General features: G+C 53.0%; 18 protein-coding genes. 17 read left to right on the forward strand and 1 reads right to left on the reverse strand.

Annotation, left to right across the window (positions count from 1 at the left end):
- The first annotated feature begins 103 nt into the window (after positions 1 to 103).
- From ftsY to NXT00_RS00510, 6 genes are all read left to right on the forward strand, one after another.
- Positions 104 to 1,696: a signal recognition particle-docking protein FtsY gene (gene ftsY, locus NXT00_RS00485; protein WP_259157650.1), complete on the forward strand. Its 1,593-nt coding sequence runs from the start codon at positions 104 to 106 to the stop codon at positions 1,694 to 1,696.
- Between the two features lie 140 nt (positions 1,697 to 1,836).
- On the forward strand, positions 1,837 to 2,175 hold the full coding sequence (locus tag NXT00_RS00490; protein WP_259076267.1) for a P-II family nitrogen regulator: 339 nt from the start codon (positions 1,837 to 1,839) through the stop codon (positions 2,173 to 2,175).
- Complete coding sequence (locus NXT00_RS00495; RefSeq protein WP_259157651.1) at positions 2,129 to 4,273, forward strand: [protein-PII] uridylyltransferase; 2,145 nt, start codon at positions 2,129 to 2,131, stop codon at positions 4,271 to 4,273. The genes NXT00_RS00490 and NXT00_RS00495 overlap by 47 nt, the downstream gene beginning before the upstream one ends.
- A 75-nt stretch (positions 4,274 to 4,348) precedes the next feature.
- On the forward strand, positions 4,349 to 5,908 hold the full coding sequence (ffh, locus tag NXT00_RS00500; protein ID WP_259077084.1) for a signal recognition particle protein: 1,560 nt from the start codon (positions 4,349 to 4,351) through the stop codon (positions 5,906 to 5,908).
- A 196-nt stretch (positions 5,909 to 6,104) separates the two neighbouring features.
- Complete coding sequence (gene rpsP / locus NXT00_RS00505; protein WP_259076271.1) at positions 6,105 to 6,584, forward strand: 30S ribosomal protein S16; 480 nt, start codon at positions 6,105 to 6,107, stop codon at positions 6,582 to 6,584.
- A 107-nt stretch (positions 6,585 to 6,691) separates the two neighbouring features.
- Positions 6,692 to 8,317, forward strand: a complete 1,626-nt coding sequence (locus NXT00_RS00510) for a hypothetical protein (RefSeq protein WP_259157652.1) — start codon at positions 6,692 to 6,694, stop codon at positions 8,315 to 8,317.
- Here NXT00_RS00510 and NXT00_RS00515 read toward each other — a convergent pair whose 3' ends face one another.
- Positions 8,318 to 8,710 (reverse strand): cupin domain-containing protein, encoded by a 393-nt coding sequence (locus tag NXT00_RS00515; protein WP_259157653.1) that lies wholly within the window; start codon positions 8,708 to 8,710, stop codon positions 8,318 to 8,320.
- Positions 8,711 to 8,788: 78 nt separating this feature from the next.
- Here NXT00_RS00515 and rimM point away from each other — a divergent pair, with 78 nt between their 5' ends.
- The 11 genes from rimM to NXT00_RS00570 all read left to right on the forward strand — a co-directional run bounded on the left by rimM (position 8,789) and on the right by NXT00_RS00570 (position 17,841).
- On the forward strand, positions 8,789 to 9,304 hold the full coding sequence (gene rimM, locus NXT00_RS00520; protein ID WP_396124681.1) for a ribosome maturation factor RimM: 516 nt from the start codon (positions 8,789 to 8,791) through the stop codon (positions 9,302 to 9,304).
- Complete coding sequence (gene trmD / locus NXT00_RS00525) at positions 9,304 to 10,191, forward strand: tRNA (guanosine(37)-N1)-methyltransferase TrmD (protein WP_259157654.1); 888 nt, start codon at positions 9,304 to 9,306, stop codon at positions 10,189 to 10,191. The genes rimM and trmD overlap by 1 nt, the downstream gene beginning before the upstream one ends.
- Positions 10,184 to 10,564, forward strand: a complete 381-nt coding sequence (locus tag NXT00_RS00530; RefSeq protein WP_259157655.1) for a hypothetical protein — start codon at positions 10,184 to 10,186, stop codon at positions 10,562 to 10,564. The genes trmD and NXT00_RS00530 overlap by 8 nt, the downstream gene beginning before the upstream one ends.
- Positions 10,565 to 10,718: 154 nt before the next feature.
- A complete protein-coding gene (locus NXT00_RS00535) occupies positions 10,719 to 11,837 on the forward strand; it encodes a CE1758 family FMN-dependent luciferase-like monooxygenase (protein WP_259157656.1) in 1,119 nt (372 codons plus the stop codon).
- 6 nt (positions 11,838 to 11,843) lie between these two features.
- The gene (locus tag NXT00_RS00540) at positions 11,844 to 12,494 is read left to right on the forward strand and encodes an FMN reductase (RefSeq protein WP_259157657.1); all 651 of its coding nucleotides are present in this window, start codon (positions 11,844 to 11,846) and stop codon (positions 12,492 to 12,494) included.
- Positions 12,495 to 12,587: 93 nt separating this feature from the next.
- Positions 12,588 to 14,861 carry a Tex family protein gene (locus NXT00_RS00545; protein WP_259157659.1) on the forward strand — a complete coding sequence of 758 codons (2,274 nt, stop codon included), beginning with the start codon at positions 12,588 to 12,590 and terminating at the stop codon, positions 14,859 to 14,861.
- A 7-nt stretch (positions 14,862 to 14,868) separates the two neighbouring features.
- Positions 14,869 to 15,432 carry a methylated-DNA--[protein]-cysteine S-methyltransferase gene (locus NXT00_RS00550; RefSeq protein ID WP_259157660.1) on the forward strand — a complete coding sequence of 188 codons (564 nt, stop codon included), beginning with the start codon at positions 14,869 to 14,871 and terminating at the stop codon, positions 15,430 to 15,432.
- A 161-nt stretch (positions 15,433 to 15,593) separates the two neighbouring features.
- Complete coding sequence (rplS, locus tag NXT00_RS00555; RefSeq protein ID WP_259076284.1) at positions 15,594 to 15,935, forward strand: 50S ribosomal protein L19; 342 nt, start codon at positions 15,594 to 15,596, stop codon at positions 15,933 to 15,935.
- Between the two features lie 123 nt (positions 15,936 to 16,058).
- On the forward strand, positions 16,059 to 16,850 hold the full coding sequence (gene lepB, locus NXT00_RS00560; protein WP_396124884.1) for a signal peptidase I: 792 nt from the start codon (positions 16,059 to 16,061) through the stop codon (positions 16,848 to 16,850).
- A gap of 15 nt (positions 16,851 to 16,865) precedes the next feature.
- Positions 16,866 to 17,546 (forward strand): ribonuclease HII, encoded by a 681-nt coding sequence (locus NXT00_RS00565; RefSeq protein ID WP_259157661.1) that lies wholly within the window; start codon positions 16,866 to 16,868, stop codon positions 17,544 to 17,546.
- On the forward strand, positions 17,536 to 17,841 hold the full coding sequence (locus NXT00_RS00570) for a DUF2469 domain-containing protein (protein WP_259076287.1): 306 nt from the start codon (positions 17,536 to 17,538) through the stop codon (positions 17,839 to 17,841). The genes NXT00_RS00565 and NXT00_RS00570 overlap by 11 nt, the downstream gene beginning before the upstream one ends.
- The last annotated feature ends 156 nt before the right edge of the window (positions 17,842 to 17,997 follow it).

A 17,997-nucleotide genomic window follows, 5' to 3' on the forward strand; every position in this document is an offset into this window, starting at 1 on the left:
AGTGTGGCCGCCACATGAGCGGCCACACTTTATTAGGCAATAAGAGTTGATGCATGGCGCGGTTCAAGGTGTGAAAAGCCTCTAAATTTGCCAAGATGGGAGCATGACTATCGAACCGCTCTATGGGATCATCCTAGCTGCCGTCGTGGTGGCAATCATTGTTGCCATCCTGATCGTTATTGGCTTAAAACGTAGAAAAACCAAAACAATCGCGTTCCAGAAACCCGATGATGATCAACCCAAAGAACTAACTCAAGAGCAAAAATCTGGAAATTATCAGGCTCATGGAGGCTTTCAATTCGCCCCAGCCGAGAAACACCCTGAGCTGCTCGATCCACCGCAACCTCCTGGAGCCGATCAAACACCGATCTCCACGGTGGAGCCACTAGCCCCCATACCGCCGTCGGACGGTGCCAAGGATCTCAAGCCGGATATCTCGAGCGATTTTAAGCCGGAAGCTGAGCTTGTCACAGCGGCCGACGAGGCACTACCAGACAACGGGTCGGTAGATGCTGATACAGAGGGCGTAGCCGATGATTTAGATGATAATTTCGTCGAGCTCGTTGATTTCGAAGATATCGCAGCCTTGGAAGAAAATGACGGTGATGACAAAGCCGAGGACGCTGCTGACACTTCAGACACCGCACCAACCGGGCTAGTGGAACCCGCTAATATCTCCGCTCACGGAGAAGTAAGCACGAGCTCTGAAAGGCTCGATGGGCTTGTTGATCGCTACCCAGAAAGCGCTCGAGTGGAAGACACCATCGACGATATAGCTCCCGCAGCCGGTCGCATGGGTCGACTGCGCGGTCGACTGGCGCGCTCGCAGAATGTTTTTGGACAATCTGTGCTGGGAATACTCTCTGCCGGCGATCTCAATGAAGAAGCGTGGGAGGATATTGAAGCTGAGCTCATTCAAGCTGACCTCGGGGTGGCGATCACCATGACTGTGGTGGAAGAGCTACGGGATATGATCGCGGTCCGTGGAGTGGAATCTGAAGCTCAAGCGCGTTCTATGCTTCGAGAATGCCTTATTAAAGCATGCAAGCCCGACATGGATCGTTCCCTTAAGGCTATCCCTTATGGAGGTAAACCGGCGATTATCTTGATGGTCGGCGTCAATGGGACGGGTAAGACAACAACCACCGGTAAATTAGCGCGCGTACTGGTATCGATGGGGCATAAGGTGCTTCTCGGTGCCGCCGACACCTTCCGTGCCGCAGCAGCTGATCAGCTCGAAGCTTGGGGGCGTCGGGTTGGAGCAGAGGTCGTTCGCGGTGCAGAGGCTGCCGATCCGGCATCCGTAGCTTTCGATGCTGTCTCACGTGGAGTGGACCACAAAGCCGATGTGGTGGTCATCGACACCGCTGGGCGACTTCACAATTCCGCCAATCTGATGGATCAGCTTGCCAAAGTCAAACGAGTTGTGGAAAAGAAGACTAACGTCGATGAAGTGCTGCTTGTTCTCGATGCTACGACGGGTCAAAACGGTTTAAATCAGGCCAAGGTTTTCGGTGAAGTGGTTAATATCACTGGTGTGGTGCTGACCAAGCTCGATGGCACAGCCAAAGGTGGGATAGTTTTCCAAGTCCAAGAGAACCTAGGTGTTCCAGTCAAGCTTGTGGGCTTGGGTGAAGGTGCCGACGACCTCGCTCCATTCGAAGTAGAAAGTTTCGTTGATGCGCTCCTCGGCTGAGGTCGCTATGACTAGTAGTTAGTAAAAGGTCATTCTTGACACCTAGCCAGCCTCCCCGCCAGGAGGCTGGCTAGGCTACTATTTTGGGGAGTACCCAAAAGATTTTCAGTGGGCTTAACGGAGCCTAGCAAGGACAAATAATGAAGCTCGTCACTGCCATTGTTAAACCATTTACATTGATGGATATCAAGGATGCGCTTGAGCAGGTGGGAGTTCACGCTATGACTGTCACCGAGGCTCAAGGATTCGGTCAGCAAAAAGGCCACAACGAGGTTTACCGAGGTGCCGAATATGCTATTGACTTCGTACCCAAGGTAAAAATCGAAGTCGTTGTTGAGGATCCCATCATTGACGATGTCGTCACAGCCATCGTCGACGCAGCCCATACCGGTAAGATTGGTGACGGTAAAGTCTGGGTCACCAACGTGCTGGATGTCGTTCGCGTGCGTACTGGTGAGCGCGGCTCCGCGGCAATTTAGCTCTGTGCGTGCTCACGATATCCGTGACCGCGCGAGAGCCCGTGCCGCACACGTCCTCGCCAATATCCGCCTCCCGAAAGGGAGCGCACTCGCTGCCACCGGCTCGCTGGCACGCGGTGAACTGCAGCCGCAATCAGATCTGGACCTGGTGCTTATTTATGATGGCACCATTGCCGCTGAGAATCTTCAGGACCTGTGGTATCCAGTATGGGATGCATCCTTCCGCCTCGATCACGCGGTGCGCACCAGAGATGAGTGTGTCTCATTAGTCAACTCCGATCCCACCGCGGCATTGGCTCTATTAGAACTCAAGCATATTCGCGGCGATAAAGAATTAACGTCGGCCACCAGGGACGCTGTGCTGCGTAGGTGGCGAGTCCATCTCAACCGGAACTTTAATGCTTTTGTCGACCTTGCCATCGCACGGTGGCGACGTTCTGGCTCTGTCGTTGCGATGACGCGACCGGATCTAAAACATGGACGTGGGGGTCTGCGCGATCACGAATTTTTGCGTGCTCTAGCCCTTGGCCATATGGTCGATATCCCCGATCTATCCAAAGAACGTGCTTTATTAGTGGATTCGCGCACCCTCTTGCATTACCATGCCCGGCGCGCACGCGATGTGCTGGATCCGGAATTCGCTGTGGATGTCGCAGAAGATCTGGGCTACTCAGACCGGTATGCGCTCTCTCGGGATCTCGCTCACGCAGCCCACCGCATCGATGGTGCTCTGACTACCGCTCTAGCGTCGACGAGGCATCTGCTGCGCCGTAATTCCCCTGCGCGAAGTGCCCAGCGTCGCCCTCTCGATATCGACGTTGTTGAGGAGAATGGCGAGATTACACTCGCCCGGCAACCGAATCTCGGCGACCCAGGGCTGGTGCTTCGCGTAGCTGCGGCTGGCGCACGAACTGGAATGCCCATTCGACGCTCGGTCTGGCGTCAGCTCATCACCGTCCCCAGGGCGAATCGCCATGAATGGACGAAAACGATGACAGGGGATTTCTTTGCTCTTCTTTCCTCACCAGATCATAGCGCTCGGGTGATTCTGGAGCTCGACGAATACGGGTTATGGGAAAATATTTGCCCTGGTTGGGGGCGTATTCGGGGAATGTTGCCCAGAGAACCTACCCACATCCACACCGTGGATCGACATAGCCTTAAGGTCCTAGAGTTTTGTGCTCGGTCTCGGGGCCGTGTCTCCCGTCCTGACCTCCTTTTCCTATCTGCCCTCTACCATGATATTGGCAAAGGTCACCACCGAAGTCATCAGGAGGTTGGGGCGCAGATGGTTGTCGAGATGGCCCAGACTTTAAAGCTCTCAGCTCAAGATCAAGCGGTGGTCCACGCCGTTGTTCTGCATCACACTCTTATTCCAAGGCTCATCGCAACCCAGGACATTGAATCCGATAATATCCGCGACACGCTTTTAGACACCCTTGGATACAATTTCCTTGTTCTCGAGTTATTAGAGGTCTTAGTAGCCGCAGATGCCCAAGCTACCGGTCCTGGTGTGTGGTCCCCAGCTCTGCAATCGGGCTCGAGGCTGCTCATTTCCAAAGCTCGTGCTCAGTTGCACAGCCATCAACCACGGCCTCCGGTTATTCGCTATCGCGCGGGTTTGGACCTGTTAGGAGGAGAAGAATCCCAAGCCAGAATCTGCTGGGAAGGGGAGTACTGGCGAGAGAGTATTAGGCTTTTTGCCCTCATCGCAGCTAAAGGATGGACAATTACTGAAGCAGACTTTATCGACGATGGATCACGGGGGAAGATCATCGCTGAATTGACCGTCTACAACACGCTAGGCACTGGTTTCGATAAGGGAGAATTCATCCAAGCCTATAAATCAGGAGTTTATTCGGCGCTGCCACCTGTTACGCGCTCCGACCCAGTCACCTACTGGCACGGAGATATATTAGAAATTCGTACCAGTGATCGGCGCGCCGCACTGGGGACCCTCATGGGGGTTCTGCCCGATCTACACTGGCTGAGCATCTCTACTCCAGGGGCAACCATTATTGTGGTGTGCTCGCTCAAACCGGGATATGAGCGAGCTGCCGTAGACCGTGACGTGACCCGAGTGTTAAGCAGAGGTTAGTATAGGTGGGAAGAGAACTGTGCGGAGACCTCGGAGCGAGGCTGAGCATAAGATATTAAGGAGATGAGTAGTAACGTGTTTGAATCTCTATCAGACCGCCTCGGCAAAGCCCTCACGGGGCTGCGATCAAAAGGTCGCGTCTCAGAAGCTGACGTCAATGCGGTGGCTCGCGAGATTCGACTCGCCCTCCTCGAAGCCGATGTTTCTCTCCCCGTCGTGCGTGGCTTTATCTCTCGAATCAAAGACCGCGCGCTTGGGGCCGAAGTTTCCAAGGCTCTCAATCCAGCTGAGCAAGTCATTAAGATCGTCGACCAAGAACTCACAGGCATACTTGGTGGGGAAACCCGCCGTCTCAGCCTAGCCAAAACTCCTCCCACGGTTATCATGCTCGCTGGTCTTCAAGGAGCGGGTAAGACTACTCTCGCCGGCAAACTTGCAAAATACCTGAAAGATCAAGGTCACACTCCAGTTTTAGTGGCCTGCGACCTACAGCGCCCTGGTGCAGTGCAGCAGCTTGAAATCGTCGGCGACCGCGCTGGGGTTCCGACCTTCGCTCCAGATCCAGGAACCTCCATTGATACCGTCGATCATGAAATGGGCACCTCCCATGCGGATCCGATCGAGGTGGCCGCCGCTGGTATCGCCCATGCCAAAACCAAAATGCACGACGTGGTGATAGTCGATACTGCTGGACGCCTTGGTATCGATGAGACTCTCATGGACCAAGCACGCGGGATCCGTGATGCTATCAACCCTGATGAGGTGCTCTTTGTCATCGATGCCATGATTGGCCAGGACGCGGTGCATACCGCGCAGGCCTTCCGTGACGGCGTTGATTTCACGGGCGTAGTGCTCACCAAGCTCGATGGTGATGCCCGAGGTGGTGCAGCGCTTTCGATTCGCGAAGTCACCGGCAAACCGATTATGTTCGCTTCCACAGGTGAGAAGCTCGAAGATTTCGACGTTTTCCACCCTGATCGCATGTCCAGCCGAATCCTCGGCATGGGCGATGTGCTTTCCTTGATCGAACAGGCCGAAAAGTCCATCGACCAAGAACAAGCTATGGATGCTGCGGGCAAGCTCGCTTCGGGTGAGCTCACGCTCGAGGACTTCCTTAATCAAATGCTGATGATCCGCAAGATGGGGCCAATAGGCAATCTTCTGAAGATGCTGCCTGGGGGCTCGCAGATGGCCAAGGTCGCGGATATGGTCGATGAGAAACAGCTCGATCGCATCCAAGCAATTATTCGTGGTATGACCCCCGCTGAGCGTGAAAACCCCAAAATTCTGAATGCTTCCCGCCGCAAGCGAATTGCACGTGGCTCCGGAGTGAGTGTGAGCGACGTCAATCAGCTGATTGACCGTTTCTTCGAAGCCAAAAAGATGATGGGAAAGATGGCTGGCTCCATGGGTATGCCAGGAGGCTTTCCTAATCGAAGCGCCACCAAGAAGCAAGCTAAGGGTCGTCGGAAGAAGAACGGGAAGCGGAAGGCCCCGAAGCGTCAAGGTCAGGGTATGCCTGATCTTGCGGAATTACAAAGAATGCAGCAGCAAATGGGCGGCGGTTTTCCCCAGATGCCCAAGGGTATGGAAAATATCGATCTGAATAATCTCGACTTTGGCAAAGGGCGCTAGTTTGACCCGAATACAGGAGGTGTACTAGTCTTGGCGGGGTTATCTACGATTTTAGATAACCCCGCAACCTGCAGATTACACCGCCTCCGGCTCCGGCCGAACGGTACGTCACATCGCAGGATAAATACGAAAGGGTCGCAACCGGCCGGTATATTTTCCGGTGTCTGAACGGCCCAGTGACTGAAAGGAAGCCTTCATGGCTGTCAAGATTAAGCTCCAGCGTCTCGGTAAGATTCGCACTCCTCAATACCGCGTGGTTGTGGCTGATGCTCGCACTCGACGCGATGGTAAGGTCATTGAGAACCTTGGCATTTACCAACCCAAAGAAGACCCATCTGTCATCCAGATCGACTCTGAGCGTGCTCAGTACTGGTTGAGCGTGGGTGCTCAACCTACCGAGCCTGTTCTCGCTCTGCTAAAGGTGACAGGCGATTGGCAGAAGTTTAAGGGACTACCTGGTGCTGAAGGTACCTTGAAGGTGGCAGAAGAGAAGCCTTCCAAGCTCGAGCTCTTCAACAAGGCACTCGCTGAGGCTAATGAGGGCCCTACTGCTGAGGCTATTACGGAAAAGAAGCGTAAGGCTAAGGAAGAAGCTGACGCTAAGGCTAAGGCAGAAGCAGAAGCTAAAGCTAAGGAAGAAGCTAAAGCTGAGGAATCAGTCGAGGATTCAGAGTAATTCTTCCTAATTTTTTCGCAGCCCTTTTCGGTGTGCATCCGTGATCTAGAATGATGGCGAGGCACTGAAAAGGGCTTTGTTAACCCTTGGGAAGGGAGAACTTGAGAGTGGATCCCATAGAGGAATGTCTGCATCTCGCTGCCAGCGGTCTCGATCGTGATATCGAGGATGCGATCGAGAAACTAGAGAAATTACTTGCTACGGTCGACGATGCGCAACAGGGTCGTATTCACATCTATCTGTGTGAGATGCACGCCGAATTTAATCGATGGGACAGGGTAAAAGAGCACGCCCTGAAGGCCTCTTCTCTCCCTTTTTCCGGCAATAGTGGGTGGTGCTGGCTCGAATATGCGCGCCTACAGACGGAGCCTGGCTATACCACTCCCGTCGCCCAGTTACTGCAGCGACTGAACTCGATCGCTTTAGAACCAGCTCACGAGTTCACTGGTTTGCAGCTTTTAACTATGTTGGAAAATACGTGGCAAGGTCGCAAATTTTTGCGAGTTTTTATACCGTGGTTGGGCGAACGTCGCGATGTGCTCTTTTCCATGGTTCCTGATTCTATTGTGGCTATCTTAGAAAGAAATCTCGCGCTTCTTGATGGCTTGGAACGGATCCACTGTTATGAGCGTGTCCTCTCCTGGCCAGAAGTTCGGAATACGAGCGCGCGTCTTGACTTCTATATCGAGTTTCTCGATAGCGTGGAATCGTCAGGTGCCATACAGGATCCCGTTATCCTCCCCGTGCTCCAGGAGCACACGCGGACTCTTGCCGATTTAGCGCTCATGCAGGATAGTCCCGGGGTCGAATTCATTGCGCGCAAGAAGTATGCTCTCTATCTCATGGCTGGGGCGCGTTACCCAGAGGCATTGATTGAGATTGATCGATTAATGGAATTCTACGATTGGGACGCGCGTCCGGAGCAGGAGCGCGACGACGCTAAAGTCGGCCAAGAGTTTCTGTCTCTGACAACCCACCACGAACTCCAAGCCATGCGCATCGAGTGTTTGGTCACTGTCGAACCTGGTGTAGCCACAGAGGAAGCTTTAGATATTCTCGCTGACTATGAAAAGCGCGCCCCTGTCAGCGATTACGGAGTTATTCTAGCTCTCTATTTACATGCCGAAGCGCTGAAGACGGGAGATAACGCCACCGCCACCACGTTTCTTGGGGAACGAGCCGCTCATTTTGCAGCAGATTCGTACGAGGAGTCTCATCGTGGGCGTTCTCTATTAGCCTTGGTTCTTGCCGAACGAGCCCAACGCTTATATCAGGATGGTCACTGTGAAGAAGCTATGAGCGATATCTACCGGGCGCTGAAAATCGAGCAGATTAACGAAGCGGTAGAATTTCTCGTTCGAAATATTTGGGAGCACGTGGAACTGGATCGCCACGGTCTCGACATGGTGTCATCGGTTACCGAAGCGGTAAGGTACCTATACGATTGTGGAATATTTGCGCAGAGCGAAGGGGATTGGTCCAGTGCCATTTACTACTTAGGTCGCTGTGTCGAGATTGCCGAGCATTCCCCCGATCCCGCCCACCGGACGCCACTGATTTATGCCACCTACGAGATGGGTGCTGTGCGCGAGGAACTAGGGGAGAACGAATCGGCAGCTCTGTGCTATCGCAATGTTATCGATATGGTGGAAAATGGAGAATTCAATGATCCGATTATCAATGAGCTCTACGAGGCTGCTGCCGAAAATCTCAGTGCTTTGCAAGGGCGCTAGCTAAACCTTAACCGGTGTGAGCATGGTGAGAAGCAGAATATTCTCAGCTGCGGCATCGGTCGGACAACTCACGCGGTGGACCGTATGCGCATCCAAGTGAATAACACGTCCAGGGGTTAGGACGATATTATCGCCATGACAGCCGAAGACAAGTGAGCCGGCTAAACATTGCACTGTGATGGGGTGCGCTGCCTTGTGATCTTTGAGCTCTTGGCCTGGGGCGAAATTAAAGAGAATGATATTCGCGCCATTTGCTCGAGCTACCCTTTGCACCCCGGGTTTATCCCCGTGCGGTTGTGGTGCTGCCTGCGGGGCGTCGATGACGGTGAGACCGCTGTCGGTGCGGTCGAGGTTGCCGAAAGTCTCTGGGGTATGTACGGGCTCAGTATTCATACCCGCCACTATAGTTCAGTCCCGATAGTTCTGCGCCAAAATTTATGCCCAGGGATTATGCTCTAAGCAGTGTTTGCTATGGTATTGACCATGGAATTGATGATTGGCAAGGTAGTAAAATCCCACGGGATCAAGGGCGAAGTGGCTGTAGAGATAACCACTGATGATCCGGAGCTTCGGTTTCGGGTCGGTGAGCCCCTGAAGGCTCGTCAGGGCCGCAAGGATAGCGTATTAACTATTGAGAGTCTCAGGCCACATCAGCATCGGTTATTAATTAAATTTGAAGAAATTGCTGACCGCACTCAAGCGGATAGTTTGCGCGGCACTCACTTTTATGCCGAGCCCCTTGATGCTGAGGATGACGAAGAGGCCTTTTATGACCACGAATTGGAAGGTCTGGAGGTCCACCATAACGGTCTACATATTGGCGAGGTTATCGGAGTAAGCCACGGACCAGCAGGTGAACTACTTGAAGTACGGTTGCGTTCGGGCAAAGAGGCGCTGATACCTTTTGTGCACGCCATCGTGCCAGATATTAACCTCGAATCTGGCTTCCTGGTTATTACCCCTCCCGAAGGGCTCCTGGATCTGTAATGCGTCTTGATATCATCACAATATTCCCCGAATATCTTGAGCCACTACGCCATGCACTCCTCGGGAAGGCTATTGAGCAGAAAATTCTTGAAGTTGGCGTGCATGATTTACGCCAGTGGGCTCATGATGTGCATAAATCGGTCGATGATACTCCCTATGGTGGAGGACCTGGTATGGTCATGAAACCGACGGTGTGGGGGCCAGCCCTCGACGATATAGCTACGCGAGATGGACTATTCTCCACTGCTCAGGATCTTAGCTCCGCCACGGCGCACCGTCACAGGTCCAGCGATAATTCCTCCACCCTTGATGAAGCCCGTGCGGATTGTCGAGATCCTCGACCCCTGCTTGTGGTTCCCACCCCGTCGGGTAAACCCTTTAGCCAGCGGGATGCAGAGGAATTTGCGGTGGAAGATCATATCGTCTTTGCCTGCGGGCGTTATGAGGGTATTGATCAGCGAGTCATCGATGACGCTCACAAACGTTATCGGGTGCGTGAGGTCTCCATTGGTGATTATGTTCTCATCGGTGGGGAAGTAGCTACTTTAGTCATTGCCGAAGCCGTGGTGAGATTGATTCCTGGCGTCTTAGGCAATCAGCTCAGCCATGAGGACGATAGTTTTTCCACTGGTTTGCTTGAGGGGCCAAGTTATACCAAGCCGCGGCAGTGGCGTAATCTTGATGTCCCGGAGGTACTTTTCTCCGGTAATCACCAAAAAGTGGCGCGGTGGCGTCGCGATCAAGCTCTTTTAAGAACTTATCTCGTACGCCCGGATCTCTTGGACGCAGTAGAGTTGAGTGCTCGAGATATGCAGGCTTTACGTGAATGCACCTTCTTCGCCGACCAACCTACAAAGAAAGAGCGAGGAACGGAATTCGATGACTAATCGAGCTGTGACAACTGATCTTTCCGTATTGATGGATCCGTTGGCACTCGATCAACTCGTGGCCGATTTACCGGTAGCTCTTAAATCGCACGGTTATACAGTGCGTGCGATTCATAGTGAGGCGGTAACCATGAGCTGCGAGCCGGAAAATATGCTGGTTTCGGAATATGAACAGCGTGAGGGCCGCGTTCCTTTGGTTGAAGTCCTATTTAGGGTACTGATCCACGGATCAACCAAGTTGGACTTGAAGGCGGCTACCCAGGCTGTAAGCTCCTCGTTTCCCCCTCAAACCTACTGGTATGGCACCAGTGTGGAGGGAAGTGTAAATCCCCACATCGATGCTATCTGCCAATTTAAAACTGAGGAGAGCTGATTCGCTAGATATGAGCGGTGCTTAACCTCTGTGTAGGCACAACAAGCGGTCGAGGTAGAACATTAAGCTGCAAATTTTGTGGTGGTGAGCCGGGGATGAGGGTTGAGAGTCCCTAGTTGTTGACACGTCTACAACTTTTATTTATTCTATGGTTATGCAAATCGGAATTTTCTCAATCGGCGACGTAACCAAAGACCCAACGACAGGTACAACCCCAACCGAACACGAGCGCATTAAGGCCACCGTAGACATAGCCAAGAAGGCCGAAGAAGTAGGCCTCGACGTTTTCGGTACAGGGCAACACCACAACCCGCCTTTCGTGGCTCCGGCGAATCCGCCCATCTTAATGGCTCACTTAGCGGCTCAAACTCGTCATATCCAGTTCACCACAGCTACGACTCTGATTACCACCACCGACCCCGTTCGAATCGCTGAAGATTATGCGTATGTCCAGCATCTAGCGGAAGGCCGGGTGGACCTGATGATGGGCCGTGGTAATACCGGCCCCGTTTATCCTTGGTTTGGTAAAGATATCCGCAAAGGCATTGAATTAGCAGTAGAAAATTACCACCTTTTACGTCGATTGTGGCGTGAGGAAAAGGTCAACTGGAAGGGGGAATTCCGCACCCCACTACAACAGTTCACAGCCGTTCCGCGGCCCCTCGACGACGTAGCCCCCTTTGTCTGGCACGGCTCCATCCGCTCCACCGAGATTGCCGAGCAAGCAGCTTATTATGGTGATGGGTTTTTCCATAACAATATATTTTGGAATATCGAACATACCGCCAGCATGGTGAATCTCTATCGCCAGCGTTTCGAGCACTACGGACACGGTGCCGCCGATCAAGCAATAGTCGGTCTCGGGGGACAATTCTTCGCTGCCGAAACCGAGCGTAAGGCTCAGGAGTTTTTCCGCCCTTATTTCGACGAGGCGCCAGTATATGGACACGGGCCTTCTATGGAAGATTTCACTCGCATGACCCCACTGACGGTGGGGACCCCAGAACAGATCATTGAACGGTACCTCGGCTATGCCGATGCGGTAGGCGACTTCCAGCGTTTGATGTTCCTAATCGACCATGCCGGTCTTCCTCAGGAGGTTGTGCTCGAGCAGATCGAGATTCTGGGTAAGGAAATCGCCCCAGTACTACGACAAGAATTCGAAGCTCGTCGCCCCGCCCACGTACCAAGCGATCCTCCAACCCACGCGAGCTTGGTTGCTGAAGGTGAGAACTCGTACCATCGCCTCGTTATTCCGGCTGAAGGAAAGTAGATAGAGATGAAGAAACTATTAGTGCTTAACGCTGGAATGTCTAGCCCCTCGAGTACCAGGCTTTTGGCCGAACGTATTGCGCAATCGGTGGTGGCCCAGGTTTCTAAGCGGGGTGAGGGACTTGAGGTTGAGTATGTGAACCTCACCGAATACGCAACTGATCTTGCCACGGTGATGACCACAGGTATCTATACCGATAAACTGCGTGAGGCTATGGACAACGTCACCGACGCTCACGCTGTGGTGGCGGCAACCCCCATCTTTGCGGCAAGTTACTCAGGGCTATTTAAGATGTTCATTGACACTCTCGATCCGCAGGCATTAACTCGGATGCCTGTCTTGATCGCAGCTACCGCGGGAACCCCACGGCATTCGCTCGCTCTCGAATATGCGATGCGCCCGCTATTTGCCTATATGAGAGCTGTGGTTGTGCCAACTGCGGTCTTCGTGGCCACCGATGATTTCGGTTCCGACAGCGAGATCGAACACCGCGTCAACCGTGCTGCTACCGAACTTGCAGAGCATATTGTGAGCACCAACTCCGGAGTTGTTGGATTCGGTCCCGATTACGATTCACTACCGCAGCGTAGCTCCAATACCACCATTAATCCCGAAGTCAGAAGCTTTGCAGACCTCCTGAAAGGGCATACTGGCTAGAACCTTCCTCCTATACTACCGTCGTCGAAGTCCATGATGGCGGTAGTATTTTCCTTTTCACAATCGATTTCTGGCCTGACTACAATAACGCTCATGAGTGAGTCAGCAGCGTTTCATGTCGAGACCATTGCCACGGAACTCAGTGTCGACCCCGATCAAGTTCGCCGTGCCCTGGCGCTAATCGACGCTGGAAATACCGTTCCCTTTATCGCCCGTTATCGCAAGGAACACACCGGTGGACTTGACGATTCCCAACTGCGTCATATTCACCAACGCAGCCAATATTTAGAGGAATTTCAGGCCCGTAAGCACGTTGTCCTCAGTGCCATCGACGAGCAGGGCAAACTTACCCCCACACTGCGTGAGCTCATTGCGGGATGCGAGAATAAAGCCCGCCTAGAAGATCTCTACGCACCCTATAAAAAGCGCCGGAAAACCAAGGCTGATACCGCACGCGAAGCAGGTCTCGAAGCCCTCCTCGACGAGCTCATGACCGATAAACCCCATGACCCAGATGAGTATGCAGCGCGATTTATCCACGCCGATTTCCCTGATATCAAGGCTGTGCATAAAGGTGCGCTTGCCATTTTTGTTGACCGGTTGACATTCTACCCGGATCTGCTCACTGAGATCCGCGAGGCCATGTTTAGAAATGGAGTACTATCTTCACAATTAATTGATGGTAAAGCTGAGGAAGGGGCGAAATACGCCGACTACTTCGATTTCTGCCAACCCTTCCATAGCCTCCCTTCCCATCGCATTCTGGCGATCATGAGAGGAGAGAAAGAAGGGATTCTTAAGCTCGAATTAAACCCGGGGGATGATGAATTCTATATCGGACTGGTCATGAAGCATCTGGGGCTCACCGCTGGGTATCCATGGCTCGACCACGCGGTGCGATGGGGCTGGAAAACCAAGCTTTATGTCGGTGCGAGCCTCGATACGCGGATGCGCTTAAATGAGAAGGCCGAAGCAGGCGCCCTCGATGTTTTTGCCCGCAATCTCAAAGATGTCCTGCTTGCAGCGCCCGCGGGTCAACGCACCACTTTAGGTTTGGATCCGGGCTATCGCCACGGAGTGAAATGTGCGGTGATCGACGGCACCGGAAAAGTTCTCGATACCGCTGTGGTCTATCCCCATCAGCCTCACAACCAGTGGGACAAGACGTGCCAGCACCTCACTCACCTGTGCCAACACTATGCAGTGGAACTAATCGCAATCGGCAACGGAACGGCCTCGAGAGAAACGGAGAAACTAGCAACAGAAATTGCCGCTGCTACCTCACAATCCGGCGCAGCCCGCCCGATCCCAGTGGTCGTGAGCGAGTCTGGTGCCTCGGTGTATTCTGCGTCCGAACTAGCAGCGCAGGAATTTCCCGATATGGATGTCTCCCTGCGCGGCGCTGTCTCCATTGCTCGGCGCTTGCAGGATCCCCTCGCCGAATTGGTCAAGATCGATCCGAAGGCAATTGGGGTGGGCCAGTATCAGCATGATGTCAACCAGGCAAAGTTAGCGTCAACTCTTGATGCCGTCGTTGAAGATGCCGTCAACGGGGTCGGCGTAGATCTCAACACCGCCTCCCATCCTTTGCTCACCAAGGTGGCTGGTATCACCCCAACGATCGCCAGCCACATCATTTCTTACCGCAATGAGCATGGTTCTTTCAGCTCTCGAGCTGCACTCAAGAACGTACCCCGTCTGGGGCCGCGGGCCTTCGAACAGTGCGCTGGATTTTTAAGAGTCACCGGTGCCGCAGATCCCCTCGACGCTTCCGCCGTGCACCCAGAGGCTTATCCGGTCGTGCGCGCGATTGCACGCAGCGCCAACCTCGACGTTGCTGACCTCATAGGTAATACCAGGCTTCTCAGCTCCCTCAATCCAGCTGACTTCGCAGACGATATGTTCGGTGTTCCCACCGTGGTAGATATTCTGGCTGAATTAGATAAGCCTGGTCGAGATCCTCGCCCAGAATTCAAAACGGCGGTCTTTAAGGAAGGCGTGACCTCGATTGGTGACGTCCAGCCAGGCATGATTCTAGAGGGAACTGTGACCAACGTTGCCCAATTTGGTGCATTTGTTGATATTGGGGTTCATCAAGACGGATTAGTGCATATTTCCGCTATGAGTGAGAAATTTATCTCTGATCCCCACGAGGTTGTCCGTTCGGGCCAAGTCGTGCGCGTGAAGGTTCTCGACGTGGATCCCCAGCGCCATCGAATTAGTCTCAGCATGCGCCTTCGAGATGAAAAAGCGACGCGGTCTCCTAATAAGAAACAGCCGCAGAGGAAACAGCAAGCGTCGGCCTCCGGCTCTCTAGCTGATGCCATGCGACGCGCCGGCCTGGAGAATAACCTGGAACAAAACTAGTCTCGCCATGGCGCGCCTACCAAACTATGCGAGCATCGATATCGACTCTCCAGTAGGACAATTGCGGGCCCGTTTCTGCGGAACGCATATTGTGGGTTTGTGGCACCGCGAACAGCGCGGCTTCCCCGACGAGAATGAGATCTCGAATGATACCGTTCCAGCTCATGCTGCGGCTGGATTACGACAGTGGTTAGCTCAGTATTTTGCCGGAGACGAACCTGACGAAGGTCTCATCACGCCTGAGATTCAGGGAACCGACTTTGCGATGCGTGTATACCGAGCCCTTCAAACCCTTCCGAGGGGGGAGATGATCACCTACGGAGGATTAGCTCGTGCTATTGGAAAACCAAGAACCGCCCGAGCGGTGGGACGCGCACTTGGAGCCAATCCACTCCTGCTCATCGTCCCATGTCACCGCGTCGTAGCGGCGCACTCACTCGGCGGGTTCGCAGCCCCCATGGTCATCAAGGAATTTCTCCTCACGCTCGAAGGAGCAGATCTCTGCGCGGTGAAAAGGAGGGAGCTGAAGAGACCGCAAGCGACGGATGGTGGCCTCCCTGAGCTAACTTGATGTTCCTAGCTAACAACGGTAATATTCCCACAGTTGTCTGGTTTCTTGCCAGCCTTCAATACTCTGTAGTGGATATGAACCAGCACGAGCGCCCAAAAGTTTTTTAGAAGGAAGTGCCGCTAGGTTCCTCTTTCCTATAAAAGAAAAGGATTGGTTTAACTGTGAACCTTCTTGACAAAGTTGATGCAGCTTCATTGCGCGACGATATCCCAGATTTCCGCGCCGGCGATACTCTTGACGTCCACGTTAAGGTTATTGAGGGCAGCAAGTCTCGTGTGCAGATTTTCAAAGGTGTCGTAATCCGCCGCCAGGGATCCGGCATCCGTGAGACTTTCACCGTCCGCAAGGTGTCCTTCGGTATCGGTGTGGAGCGTACGTTCCCAGTGCACACCCCCAATATTGAAAAGATCGACGTGATCACTCGGGGCCGTGTTCGCCGAGCTAAGCTGTACTACCTGCGTGATCTACGTGGTAAGGCTGCCAAGATTCGCGAAAAGCGCTAATTTTTCTGGCGTAAAAAGAATTCATCCTGTGGGTACGGAGACCATCCGCCCATAGGATTTTTGTTGGTGCCAGCTCAGCTTAGTCATCCGATATCTAGCAATAGGAATCAGACGCTGCACGAGATGCTGCTAAGATTCCACAGTGTGAATCAGCATCCAGAATATGACGCATCGGGCGCGAAAGATCCCGACGATAAGAAGCCGAAAGAGAAGAAGGAAAAGCCCTGGTATATCGAGATACCGCTGGTTGTTCTCCTCACCATTATCTTCATTTCGATTCTACAAGTATTCGTCGGCCGCATCTATCTCATACCCTCGCAATCGATGGAACCCACTTTGCATGGATGCGCGGGTTGCTTCGGCGACCGCATCTTTGTAGAGAAAATAACCTACGCATTCGATGACCCTCAGCCAGGCGATGTAGTGGTATTTAAGGGTACCGATTCATGGAACACGAATTTCGTATCTTCGCGCTCCACCAATCCTCTTATCTCTGGTCTCCAGGAGGCAGGAGCCTTCATCGGATTCGTCGCTCCAGATGAAAACGATCTAGTCAAGCGCGTCATTGCTACGGGAGGACAAACCGTGCAGTGTTTGCCGGGTGATTCCGGCGTCATGGTTGACGGGAAGCGAACAAACGATTCCTTTATCAATACCCCACCTCAATACCCAATTTCGCCTGACACTGGTTCCGATGCATGCGGGGGCCCATATTTCGGCCCGGTTAAAGTACCCGACCAACACCTCTTCATGATGGGAGATAACCGAACCAACTCAGCCGATTCGCGCTACCACTTGGGGGACAACACCCAAGGAACCATCCCCGTAGATAATGTGAAAGGTAAAGTATCCTTTATTCTCTTCCCCCTACCGCGCACTGGTTTTATTGAGCACGTAGACCTAGGCACCAATTAGTAAACCATATTATCCATGCGCACCCTGAAATATCTTCGCACCTTCGAAGTCGCCCTAGACAAAGCAGGTCTAGGGCCCGTTGCGGGGGTCGACGAAGCAGGGCGGGGGAGTTGCGCTGGCCCTATTACAATCGCCGCGTGCATATTACCCTCTCATCCCATTGCCGAACTCGCGGAATTAACCGATTCCAAAAAACTCACACCGGTAAAAAGAGCCCAGTTATACCCACTGATCCTCCGCTACGCACTCGCAAGCGCAATTGTTCATATCAGCGCCCCAGAAATTGATATCCGCGGAATTCAGAATGCGAATACTTCTGGTATGCGTCGAGCGGTGGCTCAATTAAAACTAAGCCCGCAATATATTCTGACTGATGCCCTGCGCATTGAAGGTTTTTCCGCGCCCTCCTTGCCGATTATCGGCGGCGATAGCCAAGCGCGGTGCATTGCAGCCGCGTCGGTTCTGGCTAAATACGCGCGGGATACGGTGATGGAGGAATTCCATGAGAAATACCCTGTCTATAATTTCGCCCGACATAAAGGGTATGGCACCCGTGAGCATATCCACGCGGTGCGCCTCCATGGAGCCAGCCCTATTCATCGTTATAGTTATGCAAATATAGCCGCAGCGCATAAGCAGTGGCTGGCACAAGAAAATTTCCCACATCAAAGGGAGGAACAGATTGATGAGCGCTGAAGATCTAGAGAATTATGAGGCTGATGTCGAACTAGCCCTATACCGCGAGTATCGGGATGTGGTTAGTCAATTCTCCTATGTGATAGAAACTGATCGGCGCTTTTATCTTGCTAATGCGGTGGAGCTCATCCCGCATACCAACGGCGCTGATGTTTACTATGAAGTTCGGATGTCCGACGCCTGGGTGTGGGATATGTACCGAGCCGCACGCTTTGTTCGCTACGTGAGAGTTATAACGTACAAAGATGTCAATATTGAAGAACTAGATAAACCTGAGTTAGTCATCCCTGACTAGAGGCAACGCAACTCGATCTTTTACGGGTCCATTTAGACCAATGATAGCTATGGTCCATATGGACCCTTTAAGCAGAATCCCACAGAATCTGTTTGCCAGCATATTTTACCTTTGCCACGGTGCCCGTTCTCGTCAACGCTAAGAAGTGAGCGCAGA

The organism is Corynebacterium sp. ES2715-CONJ3 (assembly GCF_024814365.1).
Taxonomy (GTDB): domain Bacteria; phylum Actinomycetota; class Actinomycetes; order Mycobacteriales; family Mycobacteriaceae; genus Corynebacterium.

Coding starts and splice junctions, on each gene's coding strand:
- ftsY (WP_259157650.1), top strand. CDS start 104: ATGACTATCGAACCGCTCTATGGGATCATCCTAGCTGCCGTCGTGGTG.
- NXT00_RS00490 (WP_259076267.1), top strand. CDS start 1,837: ATGAAGCTCGTCACTGCCATTGTTAAACCATTTACATTGATGGATATC.
- NXT00_RS00495 (WP_259157651.1), top strand. CDS start 2,129: ATGTCGTTCGCGTGCGTACTGGTGAGCGCGGCTCCGCGGCAATTTAGC.
- rpsP (WP_259076271.1), top strand. CDS start 6,105: ATGGCTGTCAAGATTAAGCTCCAGCGTCTCGGTAAGATTCGCACTCCT.
- NXT00_RS00515 (WP_259157653.1), bottom strand. CDS start 8,710: ATGAATACTGAGCCCGTACATACCCCAGAGACTTTCGGCAACCTCGAC.
- rimM (WP_396124681.1), top strand. CDS start 8,789: ATGGTATTGACCATGGAATTGATGATTGGCAAGGTAGTAAAATCCCAC.
- trmD (WP_259157654.1), top strand. CDS start 9,304: ATGCGTCTTGATATCATCACAATATTCCCCGAATATCTTGAGCCACTA.
- NXT00_RS00530 (WP_259157655.1), top strand. CDS start 10,184: ATGACTAATCGAGCTGTGACAACTGATCTTTCCGTATTGATGGATCCG.
- NXT00_RS00535 (WP_259157656.1), top strand. CDS start 10,719: ATGCAAATCGGAATTTTCTCAATCGGCGACGTAACCAAAGACCCAACG.
- NXT00_RS00540 (WP_259157657.1), top strand. CDS start 11,844: ATGAAGAAACTATTAGTGCTTAACGCTGGAATGTCTAGCCCCTCGAGT.
- NXT00_RS00545 (WP_259157659.1), top strand. CDS start 12,588: ATGAGTGAGTCAGCAGCGTTTCATGTCGAGACCATTGCCACGGAACTC.
- NXT00_RS00550 (WP_259157660.1), top strand. CDS start 14,869: ATGGCGCGCCTACCAAACTATGCGAGCATCGATATCGACTCTCCAGTA.
- lepB (WP_396124884.1), top strand. CDS start 16,059: ATGCTGCTAAGATTCCACAGTGTGAATCAGCATCCAGAATATGACGCA.
- NXT00_RS00565 (WP_259157661.1), top strand. CDS start 16,866: ATGCGCACCCTGAAATATCTTCGCACCTTCGAAGTCGCCCTAGACAAA.
- NXT00_RS00570 (WP_259076287.1), top strand. CDS start 17,536: ATGAGCGCTGAAGATCTAGAGAATTATGAGGCTGATGTCGAACTAGCC.